A 13,536-nucleotide genomic window follows, 5' to 3' on the forward strand; every position below is an offset into this window, starting at 1 on the left:
ACAAATGAAAATAGGTAATAAAGAATTTGATACAAATAATAATACTTATATTATGGGAATTTTAAATATAACTCCGGATTCTTTTTCTGACGGAGGTAACTATACATCTATAGATAAAGCTTTAAAACAAACTGAAAAAATGATAGATGAAGGAGCTGCAATTATTGACATAGGTGGTGAATCCACAAGACCGGGAAGCAGTTTTGTCTCAGCGCAAGAAGAAATTGAAAGAACAATTCCAATAATAAAATCAATTAAAAATAATTTTGATATACCAATCTCCCTTGACACTTATAAAGCAAGTGTCGCAAAAGCTGGTATTTCAGAAGGTGTAGATCTGATAAACGACATTTGGGGATTAAACTATGATAATGAAATGGCTGAAGTTATTGCCCAAAGCGATATTCCCTGCTGTCTTATGCATAATCGAAAAGAAATAAACTATATTGATTTTTTATCTGATGTAACAAAAGATTTAAAAGATACATTGGAAATTGCAAGGAAAGCAGGAATTAAAGATAATAATATTATTTTAGATCCGGGAGTTGGTTTTGGAAAAACATATGAACAAAATCTTCAAATCATTAATGAACTTCAAGCCCTTCATTCTCTTGGCTTTCCTATTTTATTGGGAACTTCTCGTAAATCGGTTATCGGTTTAACTCTTGATTTACCAGTTAGTGAAAGAGTAGAAGGAACATTGGTTACTTCAGTTTTCGCAGTTCTAAAAAAATGCGCCTTTATTCGAGTACACGATATAAAAGAGAATTTCAGAGCAATAAAAATGACACAAGCTATATTAAAAAGATAAGAGGTTATTATGGATAAAATAAAAATTACTAACTTAAAAGTATTTGCCTATCATGGTGTTTACGAAGAAGAAAAGAACAATGGTCAAGACTTTTATATAAATACGGTATTATATACAAATACAAGAAAAGCAGGTCAAAGTGATGATCTTCAGCTTTCCACTAATTATGGTGAAGTATGTCATTTTATAAATGATTATATGACAAAGCATACTTTTAATCTAATTGAATCTGTTGCTGAAAATTTAGCTGAAAATATTCTATTATCTTTTCCTTTAATTTCATCAATAGATTTAGAAATCTGCAAACCACATGCACCTATAGGTTTACCCTTTGAGAATGTATCAGTATGCATTACTCGAAGCTGGAAAAAAGCTTTTTTAGGAATTGGCTCAAATCTAGGAAATAAGCAAGCATATATTGATAATGCAATAAGACAATTAAGTACAAATTCTAAAACAAGAAATATCAGAGTATCAAAAATTATAGAAACTGAGCCTTATGGTATGAAAGACCAAGATACTTTTTTTAATGGAGCTATTGAAATTGAAACTATTTTATCACCCTTTGAACTTCTTGATTTTCTTCATTCTATTGAAAATAATGCACATAGAGAAAGAAAAATTCATTGGGGTCCAAGAACATTGGATTTAGATATATTATTGTATGAAAATGAAATAATTAATACGGAAAATCTTACAATTCCTCATATTGATATGAAAAACAGGATATTTGTTTTAGAGCCCCTTTGTGAATTAGCGCCCTATTACATACACCCTGTTTTTAAAAAAAGTATAAAGCAAATGCTATGTGAGATTAGGAAATAAAAAGATTACCAGCGGCCACCTCCGCCGCCGCCCATTCCTCCGCCGGAAAATCCACCACCACCGGAAAATCCGCCAATGTCTCCTACTGACGATGTATCAACTTTTGGTACAGAAATATTATTCTGAACAGTTGAAGTAAAGTGATGGAAAGAATTCATAAATAAATAAGTATTAAATACATTCATGCTATTGTAACTTGAATACCAAACAGGTTCAGGAACAACAATCTTTTCAAATTTCTTTACCCATTTATCATTCAAGCCAAATACATACGCATAAGGTAATACATCATAAAAATATTGAGGATTTTGAGATGAAAGAAGCTTTATTCTATCAAGTTCAGCTGTTTTTATAAACTCCTTAAATCCTAAAATTTTACCAAGCAGCATATTACTTTTTTTAGTTCTTTTTAACATTATTAATATGAAGAACAATACTATAACGCTTGATAAAATCATTAAAATACCATAAATTATATTATCTAAAGCAAAAATACCGTAACCTAAAAATATTACTGCTGACAAAGCTGTAAAGATAGAACCTCCTACTATATTTCCCATAAACTTAGTCTTAGATATGCTGTGCTTTTTATCATTAGCAATAATAAATATAATAGTACCAATTATAAAAAGTATACCTGCTGCAATGGGCAATAAACCAAACATTGAACTTTTCATGCTTATCTGCGTCCCTAAGATGGCAAATATAGAAAACGATACAATTAATACAAGTATACTAAGCATCCTTGTAATCCTAGAAGCTATTGTAAAAATTCTATTTTCTTTAAACTTTGTAAAGTATGCTCTCAGTTGGTCTTTAGTTGCCTGAAAGCTGCCGTAAAAATCATCTTTTAATTGCTCCATTGTTACTTCATCTCTATTATCAAAAAGACCGTTAAACATGGTATATTCATATGTTTTAGCATCCCCAGGTAAGTCCTTTATTTTCTTTAATATAAATTCTTTCTTACTTTCTTCTCTTATACTCAAATATCCTTTTTCAGCCCAATATATAATAAGAGAAACAATATCCTTACTATCCACAAAGCCATCTACAATATAACCTACTTCTGCAGAATTATTACCTTCAGGCGGATAAAATTCCACCGTCTTGACAACTTTATCATCTCTTCCGAATAATAGCCATAATATTAAAGTAATCAAAGGTATTAATGCAATTAATATAACAAGAAGAAGCTTTAATGCAGTATTGGTTTTTTCTCCCGTAAAATACCCTTCTTCTAAAGGTATTTTAACAGTTATTCCCTCATTTGCACTTATTGTTCTATTAGTTTTTGCTGTAATTTGATTTCCCTTAACCTTAAAATCCACATCATCCACATTATTTTGACCATAAGTTCCTGTAATAAATTCAATTTTAGATGAATCAAAGGCTTTTGGCATATTTATAACAATCTTACTTGATAAAACAGGCTCAGGCCATTGTGTGCCCAAAACATTCCAGTAAAACTCATCAAAATCCTTAATGCCATCATCGTAAGCTGTAACTTTATAACTGATGGTAAATGTCTGAAGACCTGTTAAGTAAACATCTTCATCACCTATCTTAATTACCAGACAGTCATTTTCATGATAAGTCTCATAGTTATATCCTTCTACATTAACATCTGATAATTTTATTTTATATGCGTCTTTTCTCACTTCTCCGTCTACTTCACGAGTTACAGTGCCTATATATGGAATATATCTATAAATTCCCCTTCCCGGTTCAGTAAATTCCATTTGAATTTTTTCTGTAATATCATAAGTATTATTTTTATTTACATCTATTGTAACATCATAATCCTGTGTTTCCTCAGCAAAGGAATATGAAACACTGACAGCAAGCAGAAACACTGCAACAAAAACAGTGGATAAAATCTTTGCTAATTTTCTCATAATTTAAAACTGCACCTTTACATTTTCCCTTTCTTTTACATCCTGAACCTCAAATAATGGCTTACGTGTAAAATGAAACATACCTGCGATAATATTGCTCGGAAACATCTCTGTCTTAATGTTAAATTCTTTGACTACTGCATTATAGTATTTTCTGGAATTTGCAATTTCATCCTCAATTCTTTTTAATTGACTTTGCAAATCTAAAAAATTCGTATTTGCTTTTAAATCAGGATAACTTTCAGCTATTGCAAATAAACTTTTTAATGTTCCCTGAAGCATATTTTCACCTTGAATCTTATCCTCCATTGTAGTTGCTCCTGCTGCCATATTCCTAGCCTGTACTACTTTTTCCAAAGTACCTGATTCATGGGCTGCATAGCCTTTTACAGTTTCAACAAGATTAGGTATTAAATCATACCTTTTCTTTAAATAGACATCCATTGTTGAAAATGCTTCCTCAATCATATTTTTTAATTTAACAAAACCATTGTAGGCAGTAATTATCCATACAATAAGTATAGCAACAACTGCAACAATTATAATTAGTGCTATTTTCATACTTTCTCTATGATGTTATAAAAACATCATTTACTCCTTCCTCTATATTGTTTTAATTTTAAACCTTTTTAATTATTTAATTTCCCAGTCAATAATCTTCCCGTATTCAGACAAAAATTTATTTGCCTTAGAAAAATGTTTACATCCAAAAAATCCATTATACGCCGAAAGTGGGCTTGGATGTGCTGCCTTTAATACAAGATGATTTTTATTTGTAATAAAAGCGGATTTTGACTTTGCATTTGCTCCCCAAAGGATAAAGACTATAGGATCATTTCTTTCATTTAATAGTTCAATAACTTTATCTGTAAATATTTCCCATCCTTTCTGTTTATGTGAATTTGCCTGACCCTTTCTCACTGTAAGTACTGTATTTAACAATAAAACCCCTTGCTTTGCCCAATCTTCTAAATAACCATGATTTGGAGGCTTAATGCCTAAATCACTTTCCAGTTCCTTAAAAATATTTACAAGAGATGGTGGTTTTTTTACTCCCTTCTGTACTGAAAAGCAAAGACCATGAGCCTGATTTGGTTCATGATATGGGTCTTGACCTAAAATAACAACCTTGACATCACTATAGCTTGTATACTTTAAAGCATTAAAAATGTCATACATTGTCGGATAAGTTACTTTTGTCCTATACTCGCTAATCAGGAACTTACGTAACTGCAAATAATATTCTTTTTTAAATTCATCTTTTAGGATTTCATCCCATTCATTTCCTATGTTAACCATATTTTAATTTTATAATAAATTGTTAGAGAAAACAAGAAATAGATAGTGTATAATATAACCATGAGTACAGTTTATTTATCAGAAAATGCTGACGAATCACTGAAGGAATATATTATTGACACTGGTCATGTTTTAATGGAGGTAAAAAAAACTGCTGATGTATATGACGGAATAGCAACTCATCCTGACATATACATATGCAAAATCTGTGACCAGCTAATAACCGAAGAAGGTGATTTAGGCTATAATTATCCAAACAATGTTAAATATAATGCTGCTTGTGTGGGGAAATATTTTATACACAACACAAATTACACTGCGCCAAAACTTCTTGAATTTGCAAAACAAAAGGGTTTGACTATTGTCCATGTAAATCAGGGATATACAAAATGTAACCTTGCAATAGTAGATGATAAATCGGTCATTACATCGGATGAAGGAATTGCAAAAACACTTGAATCCACCACGGATATTGATGTACTTCTTATTTCAAACGGCAATATAAAGCTTAAAGGATTTCCATATGGATTTATAGGCGGTACATCTGGCAGAGTGGGAGATGCAATGGTATTTCATGGTGACTTATCCGAACACCCTGATTATATAGAAATGTCTAACTTTGTATTTGACAGAGGTTTTTGTCTTCAATATTTTGATAGTTTTGAGTTAGAAGACATAGGCTCTATAATAGAAGTGTAATCATGAAAAAACATGCAATTATACCTATTTTCATTCCACATATCGGATGCCCAAATGACTGTGTATTTTGTAATCAGAAAAAAATTACAGCCAAAATAAATCCGCCTTCAAAAGAGGATATTGTGGATATAATAGAAAGAAATTTGAAAACTATCATAAATCGCAATATTGAAACCATTGAAATTGCTTTTTTTGGAGGAAGCTTTACAGGAATCCCCTTAGACGAGCAAATATCATATCTTTCCATTGCAAAAAAATATAAAGATGAAGGCTTTATAAACAAAATTCATCTGTCTACAAGACCTGACTATATTGATGACAAAATCCTCACCAATTTAAAGGAGCATAGTGTTGACATTATTGAACTTGGAGTTCAATCCTTTGATGAAGATGTTCTTCGTTTATCAGGAAGAGGCCATAATGCTCAAGTAGTATATTCCAGCTCAAAACTTATTAAAGAATATGGTTTTGAACTTGGTCTTCAGCTTATGATTGGTCTTCCGGGAGACAGTTATGAAAAAGATATTTACTCTGCTAACGAAGCTGTTAAAATAGGTCCTTCAATAGCAAGACTATATCCTACTATTATAATTTATGATACAGCACTTTATGACATGTATAAAAAAGGAAGTTACACTCCACTTTCTGCTGATGAAGCTGTAAAAAATACAAAAGATATGTACAAGATTTTAAAAAATGCCGGCATTAATGTAATAAGAATAGGTTTAAAAAGTACAGATTATATTAATGAAAACGGTCAAGTAACAGGCGGCACATATCATCCTGCTTTCAGACAGCTTGTTGAATCAGAACTTGCAAAAGAACATCTGGAGAATCAGCTTTTAAAGTCACAAATTAATAATAGTAAAATAAACTTTGTCAGCAACAGTAAATGTTTTTCTTATATGATTGGAAATAATAAATCAAATAAAATATATTTTAAAGAAAAATATCCCAATTTTTCCTTTAAATTTAAAGTTAATCCAAATCTTAAAGATGATGAATATTTATTGTTATAATGTTCTTTGTTTTATACCATATCTATATCAAACTCAATATAGATTAATAAGAGAAAATTATTAAATAGAGAAACTAATAAAATAAAAATAAGGTTATTATTTTTACTTGGCAGATTGATATTTTTTCAATCTGCCTTTTTATTTGGTTATTAAAATTTTTCAATATTTATTAATGATATTAAACAAATAATTAAATAGAGAAAATAAGAATTTTTTGCTTCTATAATTAAAAAAAGGTTGCTTATTCATATGCAGATTATTTATTTACTTATTATTTTATTAACTTGTCTAATTTTTATATACATATTGTCCACTTTTCTGAATACAATTTACAAAATGCAAAATTCTTTTTAGAGAACTTAAGATAAGGAGTGAATTGAATATGTATATTAAACCTGGACTTACTTCCTCTCAGGTTGCTGATTCTCGAATAAATAACGGTGATAACAGTCTAACACAGAGAAAAAGAAAAGGATTTTTAAAGCAATATTTAAGCAGCTTTGGTGATCCAATCATAAAAATATTGTTAGTTGCATTAGCTTTAAATGTAATTTTTTTATTTCGTGATGCAAACTGGCTTGAAACAGCAGGTATAGCCATAGCTGTTTTTTTAGCTACATTTGTTTCAACCTTATCCGAATATGGCAGTGAATCAGCTTTCATTAAATTAATGGACGAGACTCAACGTATACAATGCAGGGTTTTAAGAGATGGAAACACTATATCTGTACCAATCAATGAAATTGTTGTTGGTGATATTGTATTATTGCAGGCAGGGGAAAAAATTCCTGCCGACGGTATTATAATATCAGGGAAATTAAAAATTGATCAATCTGCTTTAAACGGAGAAAGCAAAGAAATTGAAAAATTACCTGATATCAGAAGTATTACCGAGCAAACATCCAGCTGGGATTTAATGTCTTCTCATCAACTATTTAGAGGAAGTGTGGTTGATGAAGGTGAAGGCGTAATGGAAGTTATTAGGGTTGGAGATTTTACATTTTATGGTGTTTTAGCTATGGAAATGCAAGAAGAATCAAGAGAAAGTCCTTTAAAGATCCGCCTTTCAGAGCTTGCAAAAATCTTAAGTAAAATCGGTTATTTAGCTGCCGCAGTTATAGCTTTTTCAGATCTTTTTTCTTCTATTGTACTAGAAAATAATATGCAGTTTTCATTAATCTGTTCAGTACTTTCAAATCCATACGCAATGACAGGTTATATTCTACACGCCATAACCCTTGCAATTATTATCGTTGTTGTTGCTGTCCCCGAAGGTCTTCCTATGATGATTACTGTGGTACTCTCATCTAATATGCTGCGAATGCTGAAAGATAAAGTAATGGTCAGGAAGCTGGTTGGAATTGAAACAGCCGGCAGTTTAAATATTTTATTTACCGATAAGACTGGAACACTTACGCAAGGAAAATTGGCTGTAAGCCATTTCATGACAGGTGACGGTAAAATTTATCGTAATAAGGATAAACCGGGAAGAGGTTCTCCTCAATTACAATATTTAGCACTTTCTAGTTTTTATAACACTGGCTCTGTAATTTCAAAAACAAAACCCTTAGGAGGAAATTCTACTGACAGAGCCTTATTAGAATACGTTATGCCCTTACCCATAGAAACAGATCAATATATCAAACTTGACAGTATTCCCTTTAATAGTGAGAAAAAATATTCCGCCGCCCGAATATCAGGGAAAAAAGATTTAAGTTTAATAAAAGGTGCTCCCGAAAAAATTTTACCAAGCTGTACACATTACTATGGAGAAGATGGCAATGTATACCCACTTTCAAAAATAAAATTATTGGAAGATACTTGGCACGATCTTACAGCAAACGCAATTCGTGTTATTGTAGTTGCAGCTGCAAAGACTTGGCCTATATACGAAGATGAATTTTCAAACCTCATTTTAATCGGTCTTATTGGTATCAGAGACGAATTGAGACCTGAAGCACAAAGCTCTATTAATCAAATAATGAATGCCGGTGTACAGGTTGTAATGATTACAGGAGATAATAAAGATACTGCTGTTGCCATAGCAAGAGGTACAGGGCTTCTTAATGAATATGAAAAAGACAGCATTATCACTAGTAAGGATTTAAATAAACTAAGTGACGAACAATTAAAGCAAATTCTACCAAAGCTTCGTGTTGTAGCAAGAGCTTTGCCTACAGATAAAAGCCGATTGGTCACTTTAGCTCATGAACTAGGTATGGTTACAGGAATGACTGGTGATGGCATAAATGATGGTCCTGCATTAAAGCTTTCCGATGTTGGCTTTGCCATGGGTGACGGTACAGAAGTTGCAAAAGAAGCCGGAGATATTGTCATAATGGACAACAACATTCACTCTATTTCAAAAGCAATATTGTATGGCAGAACGATTTTTAAAAGTATTCAAAAGTTTATTATATTTCAGCTTACTATGAATTTATGTGCCGTGGGAGTTTGCTTTATTGGACCGTTTATAGGAATGGAAACACCCATTACAGTAATTCAAATGTTATGGGTCAACATTATTATGGACACTCTTGCAGGTCTTGCCTTTGCCGGAGAAGCCCCTCTTTTAGAATATATGGAGGAACCTCCGAAATCCAGAGATGAACCTGTATTAAACAAACAAATGCTAAAGCAAATATTGTTTATGGGATTTTATACGATAATTATATGTATGCTTTTCCTTTCATTAAATTGGGTAAAAATATTCTTTCATTATTCATTTAATGCTTCAAAATTTTTATCTGCATTTTTTACTTTATTTATATTTTGCGGTATTTTTAACAGTTTTAATGCCAGAACAACAAGAATTAATTTAACTGCATATTTGTCAAAAAACCCTGCCTTCATAGCTATCATTTCAATAATATGCACAGTGCAGTTGATTTTAACATATTATGGGGGAACATTGTTTAGAACTTATCCCCTTTCCGCGCCAGAATTAATTTTAACCATAATATTAGCAGCAACAGTTATACCTGCAGATATGATAAGAAAAATTTTTATTAAAAAAATACTGAAATAACTAATAAGCAGAAAGACAATTTTATATTGTTTTTCTGTTTTTTAGTATATGTAGCTGCCATAGGTTTTTAGTAATGTAGCTGCCATCTTGTTTTTTCCTAATGTTTATGATAAAATGACTGGTAAAACTTTTTAAATGAATAAACTTTATGGAGGTAATTAATATGAGAGCAGTCATCACTGTAATCGGTAAAGATATGGTAGGTATATTAGCTAAAGTCAGCACAACTTGTTCTGAAGCAAATGCAAATGTTATTGAAGTGACTCAATCAGTATTGCAAGACTTCTTTGCCATGGTTATGCTTATTGATATTGAAAAAATGACGTGTGAATTACCCGAATTACACGAAAAACTTGAAAATAATGTAAAAGAAATGACAATACACGTTATGCATGAAGATATATTTAATTCAATGCATCGTATATAATACTATATAAGAAAGAAATCAGAGGTAGAAACACATGCTTAACATGAGTGACATCATGGAAACTATAACCATGATTCAAGATGAAAATTTAGATATAAGAACTATAACTATGGGAATTTCTCTTTTAGACTGCTGTGACAGCGATATTGATAAATCCTGTGAAAAAGTTTATAACAAAATTTACAATTATGCTAAAGATTTAGTTAAAACAGGATGTGATATAGAACAAAAATATGGTATTCCTATTATTAATAAAAGAGTTTCTGTTACTCCAATAGCCATATTAGTAGCAGCATCCGGCGGAGATCCTGTTAAATATGCTCACACATTGGAACGTGTTGCAAATGATATTGGAGTAAATTTTATCGGGGGTTTTTCTGCCCTTGTTCATAAAGGTTTTTCTCCCGGAGACAAAGCTTTAATTGATTCAATTCCACGTGCTTTAGCAGAAACAGATCATGTTTGTGCTTCAGTAAATATAGGTACAACTAAAACCGGAATAAATATGGATGCTGTTAAAACTATGGGGAAAATAGTACGTGAAACAGCAGAATTAACAGCTGATCGTCAGTGTATAGGTGCTGCAAAATTGGTTGTATTTTGCAACGCTCCTGAGGACAATCCTTTCATGGCCGGTGCAATGCATGGCCCAGGTGAACCAGACTGCGTAATTAATGTGGGAGTTTCAGGTCCCGGAGTTGTTCGAGCTGCAATTGCTAAAGCTCCTGATGATTATGACTTAACTCAAATTGCTGATATAATAAAGAAAACTGCATTCAAAATCACCCGTATGGGACAACTTGTAGGAAGTGAAGCTTCTGCTCGTTTAGGGGTTCCCTTTGGAATTGTAGATTTATCTCTTGCTCCTACACCTGCCATTGGTGATTCTGTTGCTCATATATTAGAAGAAATCGGACTTGATATGTGCGGATGCCACGGAACTACTGCTGCACTTGCTATGCTTAACGATGCAGTTAAAAAAGGAGGAGTAATGGCATCATCTAATGTGGGTGGTCTTTCTGGCGCTTTTATTCCAGTAACTGAAGATGCTGGTATGATAGAAGCCGCTCGCTGCGGAACACTTATATTAGAAAAGTTAGAAGCTATGACTGCTGTATGTTCTGTTGGTCTTGATATGATTGCAATTCCTGGAGAGACTCCTGCTGAAGTTATTTCAGCTATTATAGCAGATGAAGCTGCAATAGGTATGGTAAACTCAAAGACTACTGCCGTAAGAGTAATCCCTGCAATCGGTAAATCAGAAGGAGAAGAACTTGAATTCGGAGGACTTCTCGGAAACGGTCCTGTTATGAAAGTAAATATGACATCTCCTGCAAAAATGATTAACAGAGGCGGAAGAATACCGGCTCCAATGCATAGTTTGAAAAATTAAAGATTATTACATGAAAATACCTAGCTTAAAAGTTAGGTATTTTTATGTGTTTTATTATCAAATTCTTGATTATATTTAGAAACTTTTTTCATTATGACAATGCCAAACCTCTAGCCAATCCAGCTACAGCCATAGTAATAACTATCCCCTCTTCAGTTATAAAGATACTTTTTAAATCTATCACCTTACTTTTTTATAAATAAAATAAATGGCGATTCCAATTGGAAAATATAGAGCACAAATAATTCCCCAAAAGATAGATTCATAAAAATCAATTCCATTTTTTCTTGCATCCTTAAAAAAAGTAATACAAACTATAAGAAACAAAATACACAGTAGCAGAAAATCAAAATACAAAAATGGCCATATGCTGAGATTTATATTATTAAAAAAATTATAATGCATTTACTATCAAATCCCCTTTTTACTATCTTAAAATATTCCTATAAAAATTTTATATTTTGCATTTATTTACTAAAATAATCCAATATATTACTATTATAATATATCTTTATATAAATTAGTCAATATCTTAGGTATTACGTGTTGATATAATCTGACATCACTTTTAGATAAATACTATATAAATTTTAGATATATATAATTTTATATAGTACATAATAAGGCTTTATTCAATTAAATTCTTATTTTTATCATGACAATATTTGAAACAAAAATAAACCCACCTTTTCGTAGGTTTATTATGTTTTTGAGTAATACCCGATTTTGCGTAAATCACATAATTTGTATATGATAACCTAAAAATAAAATTAAAGATAATATCTCTTATAAATTAATTTTAAACGCTACGCCATTTTCAATATTATAAGCTGTTATTCTGCCATTATGAGCATCTAAAACCTTCTTTGTTATTGCAAGACCAAGTCCGAATTTACCGTCTTTATCTTTTTTATATGCATCAAATAATTCCATAGGATTATCTCTGTTAATCTTTGGTCCATCATTTGATATTATCACTTCAATATGTTCATCATTGTTTATTGAAATATTAATTTCATTCTCGGCGTATCTCATTTGATTCTCAAGAATATTTTCAAAAGCAATAAGTAATGCCTCTGCATCCCCTTTTATTTCTGCTTCTTTTATTTCTAAATTCCAATGTAATTCAGGTCTTATAACTTTAAATTTAGATACTAAGCTTTTAAGAATTCTATCAATACTTACAATATCCCAATTTTCATTGTAATCAAGAGAATGTTCTAATGTATTAAGTCTCAAAATCTGAGTTATTTTTCTTTCTAAGCGATCAGCTTCTAATTTAATTACTTCTGCCGCTGGTTTTTCTGAGTCTATACTTATTCCATCTAAAATAGATTGTGCATATCCTTTTATAACCATAACAGGTGTTTTTAAATCATGTGATGTGGATTGTAAAAATTGTCTGTCTCTTTCTTCTGCTATTTTCAATGAATTTCTCATATCTTCCAATGACTTTGCTAACATTCCGATCTCATCATTATCCGTCTTAGGTAATTCAACTTCCCAATTTTTCTTTGATACTTCCTCCGCAAAAACTTCCAGCTGTTTAATTGGGCTAAAAATTCTCCTTGTAACAATTCTGGAAGCAAAAAAGCTTATAATTAACAATCCCACTAATAAAATTATCATTTCAATTGTTAATGGACTTTTCTTTTCAACTGACGTTAAAAATACCATTGCACTTTTTCCATCTTCTTCCCAATCGATATAATAATAATGAAGTAAATTGCCATTTTCTATTATGCCTCTATCTTTACTGTCATTATACAAACTGATATTCTGCACAATTTGAGGAATAATCTGAGAGTTTTCTTTATTATCTAAATATAAGCTTCTTGTAAATTTATCCACTTTAAGATTGTAATTCTCACTATCATTATCTTTATCCATTCTAAAGTGTGCAACCCAAAAAGAACTATTTTCGTCTTCTACTTTAGTTACAAATTTTTCCGCAGCTTTTTTCGCTTTAGCTGATTCTTTAAGTTGATCAAATATAAATTCTTTATTGATACTACTTGAAACGATAATATTAAAAAACAGGATTAAAATCAACAATATTACTATTGTCACAGTTACCGAATACCATATTTTCCAACTAATTGATCTGAATTTCTTTTTCATACATTTACTCCTGCTT

11 protein-coding genes are annotated in these 13,536 nt (G+C 31.2%); 7 read left to right on the plus strand and 4 right to left on the minus strand.

The genetic code is table 11. From position 1 onward, the window contains the following. The first annotated feature begins 4 nt into the window (after positions 1–4). Both folP and folK read left to right on the plus strand, forming a co-directional pair. Positions 5–811, plus strand: a complete 807-nt coding sequence (folP, locus tag K292_RS0104620; RefSeq protein WP_027398853.1) for a dihydropteroate synthase — start codon at positions 5–7, stop codon at positions 809–811. Between the two features lie 9 nt (positions 812–820). Next, the gene (gene folK / locus K292_RS0104625; RefSeq protein ID WP_027398854.1) at positions 821–1,636 is read left to right on the plus strand and encodes a 2-amino-4-hydroxy-6-hydroxymethyldihydropteridine diphosphokinase; all 816 of its coding nucleotides are present in this window, start codon (positions 821–823) and stop codon (positions 1,634–1,636) included. A 5-nt stretch (positions 1,637–1,641) separates the two neighbouring features. Here folK and K292_RS0104630 read toward each other — a convergent pair whose 3' ends face one another. The 3 genes from K292_RS0104630 to K292_RS0104640 form a co-directional block, all read right to left on the minus strand. Continuing rightward, complete coding sequence (locus tag K292_RS0104630) at positions 1,642–3,534, minus strand: DUF2207 domain-containing protein (protein WP_027398855.1); 1,893 nt, start codon at positions 3,532–3,534, stop codon at positions 1,642–1,644. Between the two features lie 3 nt (positions 3,535–3,537). Continuing rightward, complete coding sequence (locus tag K292_RS0104635; protein ID WP_027398856.1) at positions 3,538–4,095, minus strand: LemA family protein; 558 nt, start codon at positions 4,093–4,095, stop codon at positions 3,538–3,540. Between the two features lie 72 nt (positions 4,096–4,167). Further along, positions 4,168–4,833, minus strand: coding sequence for a uracil-DNA glycosylase (locus K292_RS0104640; protein ID WP_027398857.1), 666 nt, complete (start codon positions 4,831–4,833; stop codon positions 4,168–4,170). Positions 4,834–4,893: 60 nt separating this feature from the next. Between K292_RS0104640 and K292_RS15990 the strand changes: the two genes are divergently transcribed. The 5 genes from K292_RS15990 (at position 4,894) to K292_RS0104665 (ending at position 11,399) form a co-directional block, all read left to right on the plus strand. Then, positions 4,894–5,532, plus strand: coding sequence for a DUF6873 family GME fold protein (locus K292_RS15990; protein ID WP_051280322.1), 639 nt, complete (start codon positions 4,894–4,896; stop codon positions 5,530–5,532). Positions 5,533–5,534: 2 nt separating this feature from the next. Next, entirely contained in the window at positions 5,535–6,551 is a 1,017-nt protein-coding gene (locus K292_RS15995) for an elongator complex protein 3 (RefSeq protein ID WP_051280323.1), read from the plus strand. A 364-nt stretch (positions 6,552–6,915) separates the two neighbouring features. Continuing rightward, the gene (locus tag K292_RS0104655; RefSeq protein ID WP_281168531.1) at positions 6,916–9,579 is read left to right on the plus strand and encodes a calcium-translocating P-type ATPase, PMCA-type; all 2,664 of its coding nucleotides are present in this window, start codon (positions 6,916–6,918) and stop codon (positions 9,577–9,579) included. 163 nt (positions 9,580–9,742) lie between these two features. Next, positions 9,743–10,006: an ACT domain-containing protein gene (locus K292_RS0104660; protein WP_027398859.1), complete on the plus strand. Its 264-nt coding sequence runs from the start codon at positions 9,743–9,745 to the stop codon at positions 10,004–10,006. Between the two features lie 34 nt (positions 10,007–10,040). Continuing rightward, positions 10,041–11,399 carry a PFL family protein gene (locus K292_RS0104665; RefSeq protein ID WP_027398860.1) on the plus strand — a complete coding sequence of 453 codons (1,359 nt, stop codon included), beginning with the start codon at positions 10,041–10,043 and terminating at the stop codon, positions 11,397–11,399. Between the two features lie 786 nt (positions 11,400–12,185). Here the strand turns inward: K292_RS0104665 and K292_RS17715 are convergent. After that, a complete protein-coding gene (locus K292_RS17715; RefSeq protein ID WP_051280324.1) occupies positions 12,186–13,520 on the minus strand; it encodes a HAMP domain-containing sensor histidine kinase in 1,335 nt (444 codons plus the stop codon). Between the last annotated feature and the right edge of the window lie 16 nt (positions 13,521–13,536).

The sequence above is a fragment of the Anaerovorax odorimutans DSM 5092 genome (genome assembly GCF_000426305.1).
In the GTDB taxonomy this organism is placed as follows: Bacteria; Bacillota; Clostridia; order Peptostreptococcales; family Anaerovoracaceae; genus Anaerovorax; species Anaerovorax odorimutans.